The sequence below is a fragment of the Pseudomonas sp. WS 5532 genome (genome assembly GCF_012985445.1).
GTDB classification, from domain to species: Bacteria; Pseudomonadota; Gammaproteobacteria; order Pseudomonadales; family Pseudomonadaceae; genus Aquipseudomonas; species Aquipseudomonas edaphica.
The window spans coordinates 740969-760848 of record NZ_JAAQWK010000001.1 but is presented as its reverse complement, the minus strand read 5'-3'; the positions used below and the strand labels follow the sequence as shown (position 1 = coordinate 760848).

Annotated in this window: 20 protein-coding genes; 6 read left to right on the top strand and 14 right to left on the bottom strand. The window is 60.2% G+C overall.

The annotated features are described in order from the left end of the window. The first annotated feature begins 122 nt into the window (after positions 1–122). The 3 genes from HBO23_RS03575 to HBO23_RS03565 all read left to right on the top strand — a co-directional run bounded on the left by HBO23_RS03575 (position 123) and on the right by HBO23_RS03565 (position 4050). The gene (locus HBO23_RS03575; RefSeq protein WP_170036512.1) at positions 123–1373 is read left to right on the top strand and encodes an OprD family porin; all 1251 of its coding nucleotides are present in this window, start codon (positions 123–125) and stop codon (positions 1371–1373) included. An 83-nt stretch (positions 1374–1456) separates the two neighbouring features. Beyond that, complete coding sequence (locus HBO23_RS03570) at positions 1457–2344, top strand: polysaccharide deacetylase family protein (protein ID WP_017137240.1); 888 nt, start codon at positions 1457–1459, stop codon at positions 2342–2344. Positions 2345–2454: 110 nt separating this feature from the next. Continuing rightward, on the top strand, positions 2455–4050 hold the full coding sequence (locus tag HBO23_RS03565) for a M91 family zinc metallopeptidase (protein WP_170036510.1): 1596 nt from the start codon (positions 2455–2457) through the stop codon (positions 4048–4050). Positions 4051–4077: 27 nt separating this feature from the next. On the opposite strand, the gene pcaC is transcribed toward HBO23_RS03565, so the two are convergent. From pcaC to pcaR, 11 genes are all read right to left on the bottom strand, one after another. Then, on the bottom strand, positions 4078–4476 hold the full coding sequence (pcaC, locus tag HBO23_RS03560; protein WP_017137238.1) for a 4-carboxymuconolactone decarboxylase: 399 nt from the start codon (positions 4474–4476) through the stop codon (positions 4078–4080). A 245-nt stretch (positions 4477–4721) separates the two neighbouring features. Beyond that, entirely contained in the window at positions 4722–5513 is a 792-nt protein-coding gene (gene pcaD, locus HBO23_RS03555) for a 3-oxoadipate enol-lactonase (protein ID WP_017137237.1), read from the bottom strand. A gap of 10 nt (positions 5514–5523) precedes the next feature. Then, positions 5524–6888, bottom strand: coding sequence for a 3-carboxy-cis,cis-muconate cycloisomerase (locus HBO23_RS03550; RefSeq protein WP_169985440.1), 1365 nt, complete (start codon positions 6886–6888; stop codon positions 5524–5526). A gap of 9 nt (positions 6889–6897) precedes the next feature. Further along, positions 6898–8193, bottom strand: a complete 1296-nt coding sequence (locus tag HBO23_RS03545; RefSeq protein WP_017137235.1) for an MFS family transporter — start codon at positions 8191–8193, stop codon at positions 6898–6900. 189 nt (positions 8194–8382) lie between these two features. After that, complete coding sequence (pcaG, locus tag HBO23_RS03540) at positions 8383–8949, bottom strand: protocatechuate 3,4-dioxygenase subunit alpha (protein ID WP_017137234.1); 567 nt, start codon at positions 8947–8949, stop codon at positions 8383–8385. Position 8950: 1 nt separating this feature from the next. Then, positions 8951–9655: a protocatechuate 3,4-dioxygenase subunit beta gene (pcaH, locus tag HBO23_RS03535; RefSeq protein ID WP_017137233.1), complete on the bottom strand. Its 705-nt coding sequence runs from the start codon at positions 9653–9655 to the stop codon at positions 8951–8953. A gap of 17 nt (positions 9656–9672) precedes the next feature. Beyond that, positions 9673–10875, bottom strand: a complete 1203-nt coding sequence (gene pcaF / locus HBO23_RS03530) for a 3-oxoadipyl-CoA thiolase (RefSeq protein WP_169985849.1) — start codon at positions 10873–10875, stop codon at positions 9673–9675. Beyond that, on the bottom strand, positions 10872–11651 hold the full coding sequence (locus HBO23_RS03525) for a CoA-transferase subunit beta (protein WP_058421725.1): 780 nt from the start codon (positions 11649–11651) through the stop codon (positions 10872–10874). Before HBO23_RS03525 ends, pcaF begins: the two co-directional genes overlap by 4 nt. Beyond that, positions 11651–12508: a CoA transferase subunit A gene (locus tag HBO23_RS03520; RefSeq protein ID WP_017137230.1), complete on the bottom strand. Its 858-nt coding sequence runs from the start codon at positions 12506–12508 to the stop codon at positions 11651–11653. The genes HBO23_RS03525 and HBO23_RS03520 overlap by 1 nt, the downstream gene beginning before the upstream one ends. Positions 12509–12752: 244 nt before the next feature. Next, the gene (locus tag HBO23_RS03515; RefSeq protein ID WP_170036508.1) at positions 12753–14093 is read right to left on the bottom strand and encodes an MFS transporter; all 1341 of its coding nucleotides are present in this window, start codon (positions 14091–14093) and stop codon (positions 12753–12755) included. A 144-nt stretch (positions 14094–14237) separates the two neighbouring features. Next, the gene (pcaR, locus tag HBO23_RS03510; protein ID WP_017137228.1) at positions 14238–15080 is read right to left on the bottom strand and encodes a pca regulon transcriptional regulator PcaR; all 843 of its coding nucleotides are present in this window, start codon (positions 15078–15080) and stop codon (positions 14238–14240) included. Positions 15081–15585: 505 nt separating this feature from the next. Between pcaR and HBO23_RS03505 the strand changes: the two genes are divergently transcribed. Further along, positions 15586–15786, top strand: a complete 201-nt coding sequence (locus HBO23_RS03505; RefSeq protein WP_003189295.1) for a hypothetical protein — start codon at positions 15586–15588, stop codon at positions 15784–15786. A gap of 339 nt (positions 15787–16125) precedes the next feature. Further along, positions 16126–17601 carry an inorganic phosphate transporter gene (locus tag HBO23_RS03500; protein ID WP_017137227.1) on the top strand — a complete coding sequence of 492 codons (1476 nt, stop codon included), beginning with the start codon at positions 16126–16128 and terminating at the stop codon, positions 17599–17601. Positions 17602–17802: 201 nt separating this feature from the next. On the opposite strand, the gene ccoM is transcribed toward HBO23_RS03500, so the two are convergent. The 3 genes from ccoM to HBO23_RS03490 form a co-directional block, all read right to left on the bottom strand. Beyond that, complete coding sequence (ccoM, locus tag HBO23_RS34040; RefSeq protein WP_017137226.1) at positions 17803–17919, bottom strand: cytochrome c oxidase subunit CcoM; 117 nt, start codon at positions 17917–17919, stop codon at positions 17803–17805. A gap of 143 nt (positions 17920–18062) precedes the next feature. Beyond that, complete coding sequence (locus HBO23_RS03495; protein ID WP_017137225.1) at positions 18063–18224, bottom strand: hypothetical protein; 162 nt, start codon at positions 18222–18224, stop codon at positions 18063–18065. A 101-nt stretch (positions 18225–18325) separates the two neighbouring features. Then, complete coding sequence (locus HBO23_RS03490; RefSeq protein WP_099548593.1) at positions 18326–18811, bottom strand: lipocalin-like domain-containing protein; 486 nt, start codon at positions 18809–18811, stop codon at positions 18326–18328. A 158-nt stretch (positions 18812–18969) separates the two neighbouring features. On the opposite strand from HBO23_RS03490, the gene HBO23_RS03485 reads away from it, so the two are divergent. Further along, complete coding sequence (locus HBO23_RS03485; protein ID WP_170036506.1) at positions 18970–19842, top strand: LysR substrate-binding domain-containing protein; 873 nt, start codon at positions 18970–18972, stop codon at positions 19840–19842. Positions 19843–19880: the final 38 nt, after the last annotated feature.

The following is a 19880-nucleotide window of genomic DNA, read 5'->3' as shown; positions in this document are numbered from 1 at the left end:
CTGGCCCGCAACTTGCGTTCGATCATCGCCCACAACCCGCCCTACCCTACTTTCATCGCCCCCGCACCGCCCCTCACCATGGCCGGCACCTGCATAAACCCAATAACAACAGGTCCAACACCATGAGCACGTTCCGCCCGCGCCAGCTATTGCTGGCAACCGCTGTCGCCAGCCTTGCCCTGCCCGTCGCCGCCGAAGAACACGGCTTTCTCGAAGACGCCAGCGCCAACCTCAACCTGCGCAACTTCTTCTTCAACCGCAATTACACCAACCCGACCAAAACCCAGGGTGGCGCGCAGGAGTGGACGCAGAGTTTTATCCTCGATGCCCGCTCCGGCTTCACCCAGGGCACGGTGGGTTTCGGTGTGGATGTATTGGGCATGTACTCACAAAAGCTCGATGGCGGGCGCGGCACCGGCGGCACCCAGCTGCTGCCGCTGGACCGCGACGGCCGCCCGGCGGATAACTTCGGGCGTCTTGGGGTCGCGTTCAAGGCGCGAATCTCCAAGACCGAAGTCAAGGTCGGCGAATGGATGCCGGTGCTGCCGATTTTGCGCTCGGACGACGGCCGCTCCCTGCCGCAAACCCTGCGTGGCGGGCAGATCACCTCAAAGGAGATCGACGGCCTGACCCTCTATGGCGGCCAGTTCCGCGCCAACAGCCCACGCGACGACAGCAGCATGACCGACATGTCGATGGTCGGTAAAACCGCCTTCACCTCCGACCGTTTCAACTTCCAGGGCGGTGAATACGCGTTCAACGACAAACGCACCCAAGTCGGCGTGTGGAATGCCCAGCTCAAGGACATTTACAGCCAGCAATACATCAACCTGATCCATAGCCAGCCCATAGGCGACTGGACCCTGGGCGCCAACCTCGGGTTCTTCTACGGCAAGGACGACGGCAGCGCCCGCGCAGGCGAGCTGGACAACAAGACCTGGTCAGGCCTTTTCTCCGCCCGTTACGGCGGCAACACCTTCTATATCGGCCTGCAAAAACTCACCGGCAACAGTGCCTGGATGCGCGTCAACGGCACCAGCGGCGGCACCCTGGCCAACGACAGCTATAACTCCAGCTACGACAACGCCCAGGAAAAGTCCTGGCAAGTGCGCCACGACTACAACTTCGCCGCGCTGGGCATACCTGGCCTGACTTTGATGAACCGTTATATCAGCGGTAGCAACGTGCATACCGGCACCATCACCGACGGCAAGGAATGGGGGCGCGAGAGCGAAGTGGGCTATACGGTGCAAAGCGGCACCTTCAGGAACCTCAATGTGCGCTGGCGCAACTCCACGATGCGTCGTGATTACAGCAACAACGAATTTGATGAGAACCGGTTGATCGTCAGCTACCCGATAAGTCTGCTGTAAACCAGCGTCGGACTTACTGTATGGTGCGCGCCTGCCGCTGCTGATCCGCCCAGCAGCGGCCTCTATTCGAGCGCATGCACACCATGAAATTCTTCGCCATGCTGGTCCTGGCTCTGAGCCTTTGCGGCTGCATCGGCGCACCTGTCGTCCTGACGCCGCAGACGGCGCAACGCTTGCAGGCTCAGGCGCCCATCCGCTTTTTGTTGACCTTCGATGACGGCCCCAGCGCCTCGGGTTATAACAACCCCAGCCGGTCAGTGATGGCCGATTTGCTGCACAACCCGATACTGCCGGGCATCAAGGCGGTATTTTTCCTGCAGACCGAAGCGTCCCGCTCCGGTGGCAGCCTGCGGGGTCGCAAGACCATGGAGCGCGAATACGCCGCCGGGCATGTGTTGGCCTTTCACACAGCCACGGCGTTTCACACCAACCACCGTTGGCTCAATGACGCCGAGCTGGAAAGCACCCTCACCGAGGGCGCAGCCGACATTGCGTCAATCACTGGCACTGCGCCCACGCTGGTACGCCCACCCTTCTGGAACTACGACCGGCGCACCTTCGCCGCCTACCAGCGCCACGGCATGCATGTGCTGCTGACTGACCTGAGTGCCAATGACGGAAAAATCTGGGGTTTCAATGGCAGCCCACGCCGGCGAGCGAACTTGTATCGGCAACTGTCTGTGGTGCGCGAACGCATTGCTCTGGGCGAACTGCCAACGGTGGACGGCGTGATACCCGTGGTGGTGACCTTCCACGATATCAACCGTTACACCGCGCGACACATGCAGGAGTACTTGCAAATCCTGATGGACAGCGCTCGAATCAATGGCATGAAGGTCGCAGCCGAGCCGTTCTACACCGACCACGCCACGCTGGAACGCGCAGCGCTGGCACGCACAGTCAAGGATATGAATGAAGTAGTGCATCTGCCGGGGGTGTGGAACTGGGTGTGGGATGCGGACTCGCATTAGTCGCTCTGCGACGACCGGTTATATTTGCTGCTACTTGCGCTTGCCGCTCATGGGGAACTCAAGTTCACGCCGCCAACACACATAGGGACGTCAATAAAAAAGAGAATCCCATGAACGTCACTTCGCCATCGCTTAATCAGCATTCGATTGCCCTCCCGGATACAACGCCAACAGCATCGCAAGCGCCCATTGAGATCAGTGCCCGGCGTTCCTACTACGTGGGGCGCGACAGACCGATAGATTTTCTATACCTATCCTCGCATTCCAAACTCACTCCCGATCAGCATCCGCTGGACAGTACCCAAAAAAAATACATCAACACCGACGTATTGCGACACGACAAGCACGTGAAGTTCTACCAGGAAATCGCCTACATGAGCGAAAACGGCAAGCCGATAGGCTCGTCCTCCAACGAACTTGTAATCGAGACCGGTAACCGTGCCGACAAGGTAACCATTAAAAAAGGCCCGGGTCATAGTCTGATCGCGACCATCAACAATAAGCCCTATCAACTGAACCTGCTGACGTCCCCTGACGGCAGTGAATCGCAACCCTTACGCATCAGGACCAACGGGGGCGACGATTGTGTTCTGATCGATCCTGAAGTTAAAAACGCCATTCGCATCGAGCTCGGCGCCGGCAATGATTACGCGCGTGCCGGCGCAGGAGACACCCGCCTCTATGGCGGTGCGGGAGACGATATGCTCAAGCTTGGGAGCGGCGACGGCATCGCATTCGGTAACGATGGCAATGACGTGTTGATCGCCGGCACCGGGAACGGTGTCCTGAAAGGCAACAATGGCAATGACCGTATGCAGGCAGGAAAAGGCTCGGCTGATCGTCGCCTGTTCATGGACGGCGGCGACGGTCACGACTTCATGATTGTCACGCGCAACGACACTCAAATCCCGACAGTCCTGCACGGTGGCAAAGGTGAAAACCTGATCGTCACAAATGGCCCCGCCACAATTTACACCGGGCGCGACAAAAACATCGTCAGGTCTGATAACGACAATACCGTCATCTACGCCAAACCGTCGGACGATGTTCATCGTACCCCGGGCTCCCAGCGCGTTCACACGCAACACAGCGAGGTGGGCAAAAGTGGCTATGTGATTGAGGGCTCTGCCGAGTTCGTACAAAACGTAGAAGACGATATGGAGCTGCTAAGAATATCCCGGCAAGGCAAGAGAATGCTCGGTACTGCCGACGCCGCGGCTCAGCGGAATGATTCCCCGGTACGCATTACTGAATTGACGGAGGACAACGGCAGCTACTACTTCAGTAATGCGGCCATTCGCAACCACCTCGAAGCAGGTCACTCTATGGATACGCTGGCACCTGCGGCCCAAGGCTTCATCACACACCAACAAGCTGGCGCCGTCGCAACGGGTGCGCAGATACAATACAACCCCTCGTATTCGCTGGATGCAGACAGCGCACCCGTCAACGCCCTCTATCACGAAATGGCCCACGCCTATAATGGCGCCTCGGGAACGTTCCTCGCAGGCAGCACCGCCATACCGGAGAACCCCGACGGTGAACCCAATGATGAACGGCAAGCCGTAGGGCTGTTTACCGTTGCTCAGCCATTTAATTTTGTAGGTCACCCCGCGGCCGAACCGAGTACAACAAACCCCAAGCCGTTTTCCGAAAATGGGTTCCGAGAGGAGATGCGCCGTCCGTTACGCACTACCTACACCTGAGGGGTATTGAGCGAGGGAGTGGGTTGATCAAACCGACTCCCGCGACTCCACGCCCAGCTCATCCCACACCGACTCGGCCAAGTGGAACGTCGCATTGGCTGCCGGTATCCCGCAGTAGATCGCGCTCTGCATCAGCACTTCCTTGATCTCGGCGCGTGTCACGCCGTTGCTGGCGGCGGCACGCAGGTGAAGTTTTAATTCTTCACTACGATTCATGCCGATCAACATGGCGATGGTGATCAGGCTGCGGGTATGCCGAGGCAGGCCGGGGCGGGTCCAGATATCACCCCAGGCGTGGCGGGTGATCATTTCCTGGAACTCGCTGTTGAACTCGGTCAGGGCATTGAGGCTGCGGTCGACATGGGCATCGCCCAGCACTTCGCGACGCACTTGCAGGCCATCGGCATAACGTTGTTTCTCGTCCACAAAAACTCCTTAAACATTTGATAGAAGCTCGAACACGTGTGGCGAGCAGGCTTGCCCTGCGCTGGGGCGCGAAGCGGCCCCAAAACCTGGCGATGCGGTTCATCGGGAAGAACGCGGTGGCTGTATCAGGGCCGCTTCGCCGCCCAACGCAGGGCAAGCCTGCTCGCCACAACAAGTCTGTCTGTCACAACAAGCCTGCTATACAGAACACGTCAGCTCTCCAGAACAAGCTCGCTGCCACAGGTTTAATCAGCCAACAGGAACGCCAGCACGCGGTCGCTGAACGCGGCGCCGGCCTGTACGTTGGACAGGTGCGCCGCGTAGAACTCGGCGTACTCGGCGCCCTTGATCTGATTCTGGATAAAGCGGCTGCCGGCCGGCGGCGTAACGGCATCTTCGGTGCCGGCAATCGCCAGGGTCGGCACTTGGATCGTGGACAGTTGCTCGCGCAAATCCGCATCGCGTACGGCTGCGCAGTTGGCGGCGTAACCTTGGGGCGACGTGGCGGCAAGCATGTCGGTAATCTGCTGGGCCTGGTGCGGGTTGGCGGCGGCGAAATCGGCGGTAAACCAGCGTGCAATCGACGCATCGCGCAGCGCTACCATGGCTGCCGCACCGTCACGCAAAACCATCTCGATTCGCGGGTTCCAGATCTCCGGCGTGCCGATCCTGGCGGCGGTGTTGCACACCACCAGGCGCAGCAGGCGATCACCTGCGTGGATGCCCAGCCATTGGCCGATCAGGCCGCCCATGGACAGCCCGCAAAAATGCGCACGCTGAATATCCAGCGCATCGAGCAACGCAATCACATCGCGACCCAGCTGCTCGATGCTGTACGGCCCTTCGGTGACCAGGGATTTGCCATGGCCACGGGTATCGAAACGCAGTACGCGAAAGTGCTGGGTGAAGGCCGGGATCTGGATGTCCCACATATGCAGGTCGGTGCCCAACGAGTTGGACAACACCAGCACCGGCGCGCCCTCAGGCCCGTCCAGTTGGTAATGCAATGGGCCTTCGGCCAGTTGTACAAATGCCACGGCGGTCTCCTTACGCAGTCAAAGCAAAATGGTCGGTCACCGCACGGGTAACCCAGGTTTGAGCCTGGCCCAAGTAATGGGCCGGATCGAGCAGGCGGTCCAGTTCCACCGCCGACAACTCGGCGGTGACCTGTGCTTCGTCCGCCAGAACCGCGCGCAGATGTCGCCGTTCGGCGACGGCGCGTTTACAACATTGCTCCAATAGATGGTGAGCGGTCTCGCGGCCCAGGCGTTGGGCAAGCACGATACTCACTGCTTCGGCCAGCACCAGCCCTTGGGTCAGGTCGAGGTTGTGCGCCATGCGCTCGGGGTCGACCTCCAAGCCTTGGCTCACCAACAGCGCCTGTTTCAAGGCACCGGACACCAGCCGACAAATCTCTGGCAGGGTTTCCCACTCGGCGTGCCACAGGCCCAGGCTGCGCTCGTGCTCCTGGGGCATGGCGCTGAACATCGTCGCCACCAGCCCCGGCACGCGGGTGGCAGCGCTGATCAACACGGCGGCGCCCACCGGGTTGCGCTTGTGCGGCATGGTCGATGAGCCGCCCTTGCCCGGCGCAGACGGCTCGAACACCTCCGCCGCTTCGGTCTGCATCAACAGGCTGAGGTCGCGCCCCAGCTTGCCGAGGCTGCCGGCGATCAGGCCGAGCACGCCGGCAAACTCCACCAGTCGATCACGTTGGGTGTGCCAGGGTTGCTCGGGCAGGCCCAGTTGCAGCTCAGCCGCCAAGGCCTGCGCCACCGGCATGGCGTGCTCACCGAGTGCCGCCAGGGTGCCGGACGCGCCGCCAAACTGCAGCACCAGCAAGCGCGGCTTCAGCTCGGCCAGGCGTTGGCGACTGCGCGTCACCGCGCCCAGCCAACCGGCGATTTTCATTCCGAGGGTGACCGGCGTCGCATGCTGCAACCAGGTTCGCCCGGCCAGGGGCACGTCGGCATAACGCTGGGCCTGCACAGCAAGCACCTCGCCCAATTGCGCCAGGTCCGCTTCAATCAGCGTCAACGCCTGGCGCAGTTGCAACACCAGCCCGGTGTCCATCACATCCTGGCTGGTCGCGCCAAGGTGCACGTAACGCTCGGCGCCGGCATCTTCAGCGGCAATCAATTTGCCCAAGGCCTTCACCAGTGGAATCGCCGAGTTCCCCGCCGAGGCAATCGCCTCACCGAGGGCGTCCACATCGTAAAGTGACGCCAGGCACGCCTGGGCAATCGGCGCGACGGCGGCTTGGGGAATCAACCCGACCCGGGCCTCGGCCCGGGCCAGCGCCGCTTCGAAATCCAGCATGCCCTGCAAACGTCCCTGGTCGCAGAACACTTCGGCCATGCTGTCAGCGGTGAAGTAAGCGTCGAACAGTTGATTGCTCGTGCGCAGTGTCATAACTCATCCCTAGAGGTCGTGATGTAGATAAGCCGCCTGTTTGGGCAGACGCAGGCTGAACAGGAAAGCGACCGCCATCATCGCGGTGACGTACCAGTAAAAGGTATTTTCCATGCCAATGGATTTCAGGCTCAACGCAACGACTTCGGCCGAACCACCAAAAATCGCATTCGCCACCGCATACGCCAGGCCCACACCCAGTGCGCGCACCTGCGGCGGGAACATCTCCGCTTTGACCAGGCCGCTGATCGAGGTGTAGAAGCTGACGATCGCCAAGGCCAGGGTGATCAGCACAAAGGCCAGGAACGGACTGGTGACGGTTTTCAAGGTCAGCAGGATCGGCACGGTGAACAGCGTGCCCAGGCCTGCGAACCACAGCATCGAATTACGTCGACCGATCTTGTCCGCCAACATGCCGAACAGCGGCTGCATGCACATGTACAGGAACAGCGCGCCGGTCATGATGTAGCTCGACGTCTTGGCGTGCATGCCCACGGTGTTCACCAGGTATTTCTGCATGTACGTGGTAAAGGTGTAGAAAATCAGCGAGCCACCGGCGGTGTAGCCCAGCACGGTAATGAAGGCTTTGCCGTGGTCGCGGAACAGCGCGACGATGCTGCCGGCGTCTTTGTCTTCACGCATTTCCTTGCTGGTAGTTTCTTTCAAGGTGCGACGCAGCAGCAGGGAGATCACCGCAGCAATGGCACCGATCACGAACGGAATCCGCCAGCCCCAGGCGCGCAGTTCTTCTTCACTCAGGATCTGTTGCAGGATCACCACCACCAGCACCGCCAGCAATTGGCCGCCGATCAGGGTCACGTATTGGAATGAGGCAAAAAAGCCGCGCTGGCCCTTGAGTGCCACTTCACTCATGTAGGTCGCCGTGGTGCCGTATTCGCCACCCACCGACAGGCCCTGGAACAGGCGCGCCACCAGCAGCAAGGCCGGCGCCCAGGCGCCGATATCTTTGTAGGTGGGCAAAAAGGCAATGACCAGCGAACCGGCGCACATCATCAGCACCGAGATCATCATCGAGTTTTTGCGCCCGTGCTTGTCGGCCACTCGGCCAAACAGCCAGCCACCGATGGGTCGCATCAGGAATCCGGCAGCAAACACCCCGGCGGTGTTGAGCAACTGGACCGTGGGATCGTCCGAGGGGAAAAACGCCGGGGCAAAATAAATCGCGCAGAAGGCATAGACGTAGAAGTCGAACCATTCGACGAGGTTGCCGGAGGAGGCCCCGACAATCGCAAAAATCCGTTTGCTGCGTTCTTCTCCGGTGTAGTGACTCGTTTTTGTTGTCATGTTTTTTTACTCAGTGGGAACGGTTATAGCCTAGACATACTTTGCAACAACCATGTTCCGCAAGCAGACTTTTGCATAGGTGCGGCCTTGAGGGCGCCATCGCAGGCAAGCCAGCTCCCACCTTTGAACCTGTTCACAGTTCAAAATGTGGGAGCCGGGCTTGCCCGCGATGGCGCCCGCCAGCTCAACTCAATAATCGAAGAACACCGTTTCCTTGTCTGTGCCCTGCAAAATCACATTCCACTGATGCACACCTTGCGCATCCGGCTTGGCAATCAACGTAGCGCGACGCTCCGCAGGCACACACGCCAGCAACGGGTCATCGCCATTCAACGCTTCGCCATCGAAATAGATCCGCGTCAGCAGGTGCTTGACCAAACCACGGGCAAACACCAGCACCACCAGATGCGGCGCCTGGGTCGTGCCTTGCAGGCCCGGCACACTGCCCGGCTTGATGGTGGTAAACCGAAAGCGGCCTTCGGCATCCACCGGCACCCGGCCAAACCCTTCAAAGTTGGGGTCGACAGCCTTGGCCTGCTCGTCTTCGGGGTGGTCGTACTTGCCGGCGGCATTGGCTTGCCAGACTTCCAGCATGGCGTCGTTGACGACATCACCGTTGCCGTCCACCACCTGCCCGCTGATTGCCACGCGCTCGCCCAAGGTGGCCGGCACGGTCAGGTCTTCGCGGTTCAGCCAGGTCAGGCCGATGTGGTAATACGGCCCGACGGTGTGGGACGTGGTCGCATTGAGGGTCATCTCATTTCTCCATCGGCGTGGCGTCGCGGCCGCGCAAAACGATGTCCCAGCGATAGCCGAGGGCATAGGACGGAATGGTTTTTTCCAGATCAAAACGCGCGATCAGACGCTGCTTGGCGCTGGTGTCCGGCACGCAGTTGTAGATCGGGTCGTATTCCAGCAGCGGGTCACCGGGGAAATACATCTGCGTGACCAGTCGCGTCAGTACGCTGGGACCAAACAGCGAGAAGTGGATATGCGCCGGGCGCCACGCGTTGTGGTGGTTGCCCCACGGGTAGGCGCCGGGCTTGATGGTCTGGAACTGATACCAGCCGTCGGCGTCGGTGACGGTGCGGCCGGTGCCGGTAAAGTTCGGGTCCAGCGGCGCGTCGTGCAGGTCGCGCTTGTGGTTGTAGCGACCGGCGGCGTTGGCCTGCCAGATCTCCACCAGAATGCCCGGTACCGGCAGGCCGTTTTCATCCAGCACACGGCCGTGGATGATGATGCGCTCGCCCTGGGGCTCGCCTTCGTGCTGGGCGGTGAGGTCGTTGTCCTTCTCGTTGATCCGCTCGGCGCCGATGGTCGGGCCGGTGATTTCCGACAAGGAGTGCGGCAGAAACACCAATGGCTGAGACGGCGAACGCAGGTTCGTCGACTGGTAGGCCGGGTGCAGGTAATCAGGTTGGGTGCCCGCTTGCGGGCGCCGGTAACCGGGCTTGTCACTCATGGAGCAATCCTCTCTTATCAGATGCGTTCAATCGCCAGGGCCAGGCCTTGGCCGACGCCCACACACATGGTCGCCAGGCCTTTGCGGCCGCCGGTTTTCTCCAACTGATGCAGTGCCGTCAGCACCAACCGCGCGCCGCTCATGCCCAACGGGTGGCCAAGGGCGATGGCGCCGCCGTTCGGGTTGACCTGCGCGGCATCGTCGGCGATCCCCAGTTCACGCAGCACCGCCAGACCTTGGCTGGCGAAGGCTTCGTTGAGTTCGATCACGTCAAAGTCGGTGACCGCCAAACCAAGGCGCTCCACCAGTTTGCGCACCGCCGGCACCGGGCCGATGCCCATCACCCGCGGCGCAACGCCGGCGCTGGCCATGCCCAATACGCGAGCGCGGGCGGTGAGGCCGTGCTTTTTGACCGCTTCGGCAGACGCCAGAATCAGCGCCGCCGCACCGTCATTCACGCCCGACGCATTGCCGGCGGTGACGGTTTTATCCGGGCCATTGACCGGCTTGAGTTTGGCCAGGGCCTCCAGGGTGGTGTCGCGTGGATGCTCGTCGTGCTCCACCACGGTTTCGCCTTTTTTATGGGCGACGCGCACCGGCACGATTTCTTCAGCAAAGAACCCGGCGGCTTGCGCGGCGGCGGTGCGTTGCTGGCTGCGCAGGGCGAAGGCGTCCTGATCGGCGCGGGACACGTTGTAGTCGTCGGCGACGTTATCGGCCGTTTGCGGCATCGCATCCACGCCGTATTGGGCCTTCATCAACGGGTTGATAAAACGCCAGCCGATGGTGGTGTCTTCCAGTTTCATGTTGCGCGAAAACGCCGCGTCAGCCTTGCCCATCACGAACGGCGCACGGGACATCGACTCGACGCCACCGGCAATCGCCAGCTCCATTTCGCCGCTGGCGATGGCGCGGAAGGCCGTGCCGATCGCGTCCATGCCCGAGGCGCACAGGCGGTTGAGGGTCACGCCCGGAATGCTTTGCGGCAAGCCCGCCAACAGCAACGCCATACGCGCGACGTTGCGGTTGTCTTCACCGGCCTGGTTGGCGCAGCCGAGGAACACTTCGTCGACCGCGCTCCAGTCCACCGACGGGTTGCGCTCGATCAGTGCCTTGATTGGCAACGCTGCCAAGTCATCGGCGCGCACCGTGGACAAGCCACCGCCGAAACGGCCGATGGGCGTGCGGATGGCATCACAGATAAAGACGTCGCGCATCAGGCTTCTCCCGGTGCTTGGCCGTGGGCAGCAGCAGTGCGCGCTTCGAGATCACGCAGCGCGGTCAACTCCACGTCGGTCGGCTCGGCGGTGGTGCTTACGTGGTCGGCAAAACGAATCGCCCAACCGGTGGCTGCCACCACTTGCTCGCGGGTTACGCCAGGGTGCAAGGCGGTGACCACAAACTCATGGCTGCCCTCCTCCGGCTCCATGATGCACAGGTCGGTAATAATCCCTACAGGGCCGGCGCCAGGCAGGCCCAGGCGCTTGCGTGAGTCACCGCCTTCGCCATGGCCGACCGAGGTGATGAAGTCCAGCTTGTCGACAAACGAACGCGCCGACTGCTTGAGGATGATCAACACGCTCTTGGCGGAACCGGCAATCTCCGGCGCGCCACCGGCACCCGGCAGGCGCACTTTGGGTTGGTGATAGTCGCCCACCACGGTGGTGTTGATGTTGCCGAAGCGGTCGACCTGGGCGGCGCCGAGAAAGCCGACGTCGATGCGCCCGCCTTGCAGCCAGTAGCGAAAAATCTCACCGGTCGGCACGACCGTGTCGGCGGTTTCTGCCAGTTCGCCGTCACCGATCGACAGCGGCAATACGCTTGGCTTGGCGCCAATCGGGCCGGATTCGTAAATCAGCACCACGTCCGGCGAGGAGGTCAGGCGTGCCAGGTTGGCGGCCTTGGAAGGCAAGCCGATGCCGACAAAGCACACCGAGCCGTTCTTGAGGCGGCGCGCGGCGGCGACGGTCATCATTTCATTGGTCGAGTAAGCCATTACTTGGCCTCCTGCGCGTGGGCCAGCTTGGCCTGGAATTCACTGAAGTCAGCGGTGCCGTGGATGTATTCGTCGATCCACGCGGTAAAGGTCCCACGGTCGCGGGCGATGGGGTCCCACGCCTGATAGAAGCGGTTGTCGCGCTCGTTGTAGCCGTGGGCGTAGGACGGGTGCGCACCACCGGGTACATGGCACACCGCAGTCAAGGCCCAGGTCGGCAGCACGCAGCTGTTCATCGGTGCATTCAGGTCATCGACGATTTCTTCGACGGTGACGATGCAACGCTTGGCCGCCAGGGCCGCTTCCTTCTGCACACCGAGAATGCCCCAGAGCAGCACATTGCCCTTGCGGTCGGCCTTTTGTGCGTGGATCACGGTGATGTCCGGACGCACCGACGGCACGGCCGCCAGCACTTCGCCAGTGAATGGGCAGGTCACGGTTTTGATCAGCGGGTTGACCTTGGGCAGGTCGGAGCCGGCATAGGCGCGCAGCACCGCAAACGGCAGGCCCGAGGCTCCGGCAACGTAGGCATTGGCCAGGTCGGCGTGGCTGTGTTCTTCGATCTCCAGCGGCTGCGGCCATTGCTTTTCAACGGCGTCGCGCAGGCGATGCAGGGAACCCACGCCCGGGTTGCCGCCCCAGGAGAAAATCAACTTGCGCGCGCAGCCGGCACCGATCAACTGGTCGTAGATCAGGTCAGGCGTCATGCGCACCAGCGTCAGGTCTTTCTTGCCCTGACGAATGATTTCATGACCCGCTGCTGTAGGGATCAGATGAGTGAAGCCTTCGAGGGCGACGGTATCGCCGTCGTTCACGAAGCGCTTGACCGCATCACGCAGGGTGAGAATTTCAGCCATGGGGTTGGGCTCCCGGTGTTGATCGAAAAAGGCGCTGAGGTGGCGCCGAAGTGCTTGAAGATTAAGCCGGGCAAATGGGCCAAACAATCCGATAATCGACTCAGCGTTCGATTATCGAACGGATTGTTGTCTAGCTAATCGTTTACGAAAACTCGCTCAGTCTGAGGGCCTGGCTTATGTGGGAGCCAGCTCCCACCCAAGCCAGCTCCCACACAATTTAGCGCCCACTTGAATCGCGCGGGGATCAGGTAGCATCCGCATGGCTGACCATGCCCTTGATCACCACGGCAGCCGTGGCCAACGCCGCCGGAATCACCAGCGCCGTCAGCACTTGTTCGAAGTTCCAGCCCAGGCCCAGCAAGGTGGCGCCCATCCACGCGCCGAGGATCGCGCCGAAGCGACCGATGCCGAGCATCCACGACACACCGGTCGCGCGGCCCTGTGTCGGGTAGAAGCGTGCAGCCAGGGACGGCATGGCCGATTGCGCGCCGTTGACGCACATTCCGGCGATCAACACCAAGGTCGCCAGTACGGTGATATTGCCCAGGCTCTGCCCCACGGCGTAGGCAAACACCCCGGCCAACAGGTAGAAAGTGCCGATGACCTTGTGGGGATTGAAGCGGTCCATTGCCCAGCCCACGCCGACCGCACTCAGCACGCCGCCGAACTGGAACAACGCGCCGATAAAGGCTGCCTGTTCCATACTGGCGCCGCTGTCGCGCATCAGGGTCGGCAGCCAACTGGTCAGCAGGTAAACAATCACCAGGCCCATAAAGTAGGTGAGCCACAGCAGCAGGGTGCCGGCGCTGTAGGTGCCGGAGAAGATCACCGCGAACACGTTGCGCGCCTTGACGTTTTTTTGCTCGGGCACGCTGAAGCTGCTCGCCTGGGCAACGATCGTAGGTTCGATGGGAGACAAGGTTTTACGCACCTTGTCGGTGCCGCGGTTGCGCACCACCAGGTAACGCGCCGATTCCGGCAGCCATACCAATAGCACCACCGCCAAAATCAACGGCAGAATGCCGCCGATCAGCAGCAGGCTATGCCAGCCAAACGCCGGGATCAGCTTGGCCGAGATAAACCCGCCGCCGGCCATGCCCAGGTTGAAACCGCAGAACATGCTGGTCACCAGCAACGATTTGTGGCGCTCGGGGGTGTATTCGGACAGCAGCGTCGTGGCGTTCGGCATCCCTGCGCCCAGGCCCAGCCCGGTCAGGAAGCGCAACACCAGCAGTTGGTCGACGTTGCTGCTGTAGGCCGAGGCCAGGCTGAATGCGCCAAACACCAACACCGCACTCACCAGCACCACTTTGCGCCCGAAACGGTCCGCCAGCGGGCCGGAACCGAGCGCACCAAACACCATGCCGATCAACGCGGCACTCATTACCGGGCCGAGGCTGGCGCGGTCGATGCCCCAGTCCTGGGACAGCGCAGGCGCAATAAAGCCCATGGCAGCGGTGTCGAGGCCATCGAGGAAGACAATCAGGAAACACAGGATTACCACACGCCACTGGTAACGCGAGAGTGGCTGGGCGTTGATAAAGGACTGCACGTCCAGGGTGGTACCGACAGAAGGCTGATTCATTATTTTTATTCCACACCGATGGCGGGCCAACGACCTGGGGTCGTCATTATTATTGGGCGGCTCTTCAGAGCGCTGCCGCACAGTAATAAGTCGGGGGAAACAGCGTCAATTGATCAAGCCGGGATCTGTGCGGTCACCGAACACTTAGGCAAACAGTTGCGCACTCAACTCGCGGCTGGCGCTGAGCATGCTTGGCAAAAACCGCTGCTCCAGCTCGCTGCGGCTGACACGCCCGGCGTGGGTGCTGACATTGAGCGCGGCCAACACCTGGCCGGAAGCGTCGTACACCGGCACGGCGATGGAGCGTAAGCCCTGCTCCAGCTCCTGATCGACGATGCACCAGCCTTGTTGACGCACTTGTTGCAGGCATTCGAACAAGGCTTCGGGCGTGGTCAGGGTGCGGCTGGTCTTGGTTTGCAGGTCGGCGTGGTCGAGATAGTCCTTGAGCGAGGCATCGTCCAGCGCCGCCAGGAGGATGCGCCCCATCGATGTGCAATACGCCGGCAAACGCCCGCCCACCGACAGGTCCACCGAGATCAGGCGCTGGGTGGTGGCCGAGCGGGCGATATAAAGGATGTCGTCGCCTTCCAGGGTCGCCATGTTGCAAGCCTCGTGCAATTGCTCGCTCATACGGTCCAGGTAAGGCTGGGCCGATACGGCCAATGGCGTGGAGGACAAATACGCATGCCCCAGGGTCAAGACTTTGGGCAGCAGCGAATAGGTGCGCCCATCGGTGGTGGCATAACCGAGCTTGATCAAGGTGTGCAGGCAACGGCGCACGGCGGCACGCGGGATTTCGGTGCGATGACTGATCTGGGCGATGGTCAGGTGGCGTTTGCGCTCCTGAAACGCTTGCACCACTGCCAGGCCGCGCGCCAGGGAGGTCATGAAGTCCGGATCACCGGTAAACGCCTGGATACGCTTGGCCGGTGAAGCCACGATCGGCGGCGCCACTGATGCGAAGGAGTTGCGCAATTGATCGTTCATTTCCAGGGTCCTTTCTCTTGTTTTCAACCGCAGGGAGGGTTGGCCGCCATTACAAGCCGTGCCGGCCGGGATGCACAAGGTTGCGCACGCAACATCGGGCGATTATCGGACAGCCATGCGATTATCGCAATTTTGCCGATGGAACCCGACAGCCGGGTAGACCACTACAGTCATGCGCAAAACACGCAAATGACTCACACCTTCATGTAACAAAAGTCTCACACGAAGTTGACGCTTTTTAACTTAATGCTGATAGTTTTATCCAAATGCGCCGCTATAATGCAGCTTGTGCAGAGGTCAGCCCGATTTCATTATCATCGGGAGTGGAGCTCACGAGGCGATGCGCGTTACAGGCATCATCGGTCACACATACCTGTTTATAAGATCTGCCCTTTGGCCCTTTTTCAAACTTGAATGGTTCTACTGTTCAATTTTGAACAACCCGAGGACGACTTTCAGGCATGACGCTGCACCGTCAATACACTCAACTTAATTAGGTAACACTGTGACGAAAGACGAACTGCGCGCGGAACTTGAGCGCCAGGAACAACGTTACAAGGACGTTTACGGCGGGGAAGTCACCACCTACGCCGCGCAACCTGAACCCGAGCGCAAACCCTGGCGCAAACGGGCCAGTTTGCTGGATCAGGCATTTGCCCAGGAAATTCAAAAGATTGAACAGGAACTCAAGACCGAAGAGCCATAAGCCCTTCGCTCAGAGTTTCCAGGGTCTTGCTGTCTCTGCCGGCCCAGCGCCGGCGGAAGGCACCGTGCATTGGCTTGGCTCACCATTGGTCAGCGTCCTGCTGCCGCCAACGAAATTTCATACAAATGTTTCAGACATGACGTTTGCATGACAAATCCGTGTCTTTTCGGCCCCGCACTTTATAAATCAAAGACTTGCCAAAGCCCCGAAAACCCTGGGATGCGCCGCTTTGCCCGGTGTTTTTTCAGTGAAGATTGTTACCGATGAGCAGCTAATGCATCGATTACTGAGGTTTTCTGGCATAATCGCGCCCCCTTACGACCGGGTCAGAAAACCTTCATGATCGATTTATTCAGCGGACTGGATGCTTGGGTTCTAGTGAGCCTGTTGCTCGCCCTGGCCTTTGTCCTCGCCTTCGAGTTCATCAATGGCTTTCATGACACCGCTAACGCGGTGGCCACAGTCATCTACACCAAAGCCATGCCGCCGCACCTGGCCGTGTTCTTCTCCGGGGTGTTCAACTTCCTCGGCGTGTTGCTCGGTGGTGTCGGCGTCGCCTACGCCATCGTGCACTTGCTGCCGGTGGAGTTGCTGATCAATGTGAACACCGGCCATGGCCTGGCAATGGTCTTCTCTTTATTGGCAGCGGCGATCACCTGGAACCTGGGCACCTGGTACTTCGGTATCCCGGCCTCCAGCTCCCATACCTTGATCGGCTCGATCCTTGGTGTCGGCCTGGCCAATGCCCTGATCAACGACATCCCCTTGGCTGACGGTGTGAACTGGCAGAAAGCCATCGATATCGGTGCTTCCCTGGTGTTCTCGCCGATGGCCGGCTTCCTGGTCGCAGCTCTGGTGCTGATCGGCCTGAAATGGTGGCGCCCACTGTCGAAAATGCACAAGACCCCGGACCAGCGCCGCAAACTTGACGACAAGAAGCACCCACCGTTCTGGAACCGTCTGGTACTGGTGATCTCGGCCATGGCCGTGAGCTTCGTACACGGCTCCAATGATGGCCAGAAAGGCATCGGCCTGATCATGCTGGTGCTCATCGGTATCGTACCGGCGCAGTTCGTACTCGACCTGGGCAGCACCACTTACCAGATTGAACGTACTCGCGATGCCACCGTGCATTTGAGCCAGTTTTACGAGCGCAATAACGCCACGCTCGGCGAGTTCCTGGCACTGGGCAAAAGCGTGAAGGACGACCTGCCGGGCAAGTTTCGGTGCAACCCGCAGCAGACCGAGCCGACTATCAATGCATTGATGGAAACCCTGAAAGGCGTTTCCGACTACCACTCGCTGACTGCCGAGCACCGCATTGAAGTGCGCCGCTACTTGCTGTGCCTGGACGACACCGCGAAGAAAGTCGGCAAGCTGCCGGGCCTGGATGCGCGTGAGAAGTCCGACCTGGACAAGCTGCGCAAAGACTTGACCGCCACCACCGAGTACGCCCCGTTCTGGGTGATCCTCGCCGTCGCACTGGCCCTGGGCCTGGGTACCATGGTGGGCTGGAAGCGTGTGGTACTGACCATCGGTGAGAAGATCGGCAAGCAGGGCATGACCTATGCCCAAGGCATGTCGGCACAGATCACCACGGCGAGCATGATTGGCCTGGCCAACATTTTCAGCCTGCCGGTTTCCACCACTCACGTACTGTCTTCAGGCGTGGCCGGCACCATGGTTGCCAATAAGAGCGGCCTGCAAGGCGGCACGGTGAAGACCATCCTGATGGCTTGGGTGTTGACCTTGCCGGCAACCGTGGGCCTGTCGGCCGGGTTGTTCTGGCTGGCGTCCAAGGCATTGGGTAGTTGATAGGCTGCGGCTGAAAAAGAAGGCGCGATCCTGATGGGGATCGCGCTTTTTTTTATCTCACAACTACAGGTGCGGGACGCAGAGCGTCCTCGGCGGCATTCCCACGCGGAGCGTGGGAACGATCACATTAAATAGCAGGCAAAAAAAAGGGCGACCGAAGTCGCCCAAAATGCCTTGCGTGCTCATGTAACCCAGAAGAACTTACGGTTCTTTACGCTTATTAGCGTCCTTCCAGATAAAAATCCCAAACCCTACAAAAAACAGCACCATGAGGCTGACAGTCAGCACCCCGGCAAACACCACATTATCGAAAAACATGACCGGCCTCCTGCTCATGCCCTGTTGCGATAGGGCTAAGTTAATGGAGAAGGCGGAGTGGAAAATTGACCGGGATCAATGTCGCCCGCAACGGGGCTTAAAGAAGGGTAATAACTGACCTGCATCAACAAATGCAGGCTGTTTCAACGCTTTTTCGGCTTGTTCTTGGGTTTTTTCTTAACTTTGCCAAGCGGCATCGCCTGCTCAAATGCCTGGCGAACTTCATTCAGGCGCTTGTCATTCAAGTCATGCACACGTTTGGCACGTTCGGCATTCAGGTCGATCAGTTTGTCGTCTTCACTCATGGCTGGGCTTACGTCGTGGCGGGAATGGCTCAATAATGCGGCCTCTCCCGCTCGACGGCAAATGCCAGGGTGAAAATCCTCGTACTTCTCTTTCCTGGCGCTTATTTATCCCGCTCAAATGTAATGATGGAACGTGTAGTCCCCGGCCAATTCGGCATTTGGCGCCAGGGCGTCAGCACTTCCAGCGTATCGCCCCTGACCTGAAAATCGCGGCATTGCACCGTCCCCACCCACGCCGGATTCCAGGCAGAATCAACCTCTGTGCACCATTGATTGCCCTCGACCCGCTCAATACCGGTATAAGCCACCAGCGTATTCAACAGCGCTGATTTTTCAGCGTCGGAAGCGCCGGCTTTTCTTCCCTCACCGGTCAACACGAAAGCCACTCGATGATCCGCGGTAAAAATAACGCGCCCGGAAGGACGGCTGCCCATTGCCGGAATTTTCTCACGGGTATCCTGGGACTCGACCTGATAGCCGACCAGCTTCCAGGCCCCGACCAGCGGTGACTCATTCGCTGCTGCGCCCGCGCAAAGGCCCATTGAAACAGCCAACCCGATCACATTTGCCTTTATAGGGAGTTTCATCGCTCTACCGTCTCAAAAAAGACACAGAGCTTTGCGCACGGCTGCCCGGGGAGATGTAGGGCATATCCCCAAACTACGACAGGAGAATCTGCGGGCGACAAAAGGAAGCACATCGCCCAAAATCGACACTTTCCAACTTACCCTGTAGGCGCACTCAGTTGGCACTGCACAATGACCTTCCGCCGCTGCTGGCCCTGCGCGCTTTTGAGGCGGTGGCGCGGCACTTGAGTTTTATCAAGGCCGCCAATGAGTTGTCGGTTACCCAGAGCGCACTCAGCCACCAAGTGCAAAAGCTCGAACAGTATCTGGGCAAACCACTGTTTATCCGACGCACCCGCGCGATTGATCTGACCGCCGACGGCCAAGGTTACTACGACGAAATCCGCCCGGCCCTCGATATGATCGCCGCCGCCACCCGCGCGCAGAAAGTCGCCCCCACGACCACAATTTTGCGCGTGGGCCTGCTGGCCTCGTTTGCCACCCTGTGGCTGGCCCCGCGTCTGGCCGGGTTTCTCAACCGCTACCCGCATATCCAGGTGGAACTGCTGCCCGCGATTCAATTAGCCAACGTCGCCACCGCCGAGGTCGACCTGGCCATCCGCTATGGCAAGGGCGACTGGCCCGATGTACAGGCCACGCGTTTGATGGCGGAAGTCATTTCACCGGTGTGCAGCCCGGCCTTCAAGGCCAGCCAACTGCACAATGCGCCCTTGTTGATAGCCACCTCGCACCGCCCTTTCGAGTGGACGGATTGGTCGGCGCACTACCAGGTCAACCTCGACCACCATTCCCGCGTGCTGCTGCACGACTACAACATCGTGGTCGAAGCCGCCGTGGCTGGCCAAGGCATCGCCATGGGCCGTCACCGCCTGATAGAGCGCAGGCTCAAGGACGGCAGCCTGGTAGAAGCCTTTGACTGGCCGCCCTACCACAGTGAAATCGGTTACTGGCTGATCGTGCCTCAAGGCCCTGCGAGCCAAGCGGTCGAATGCTTCAGTCAATGGTTGAAAGACACCTGCGCCGATGCATGAGCTATTTCGATACGTCGAGTGAGATCTATCCGTTTGTC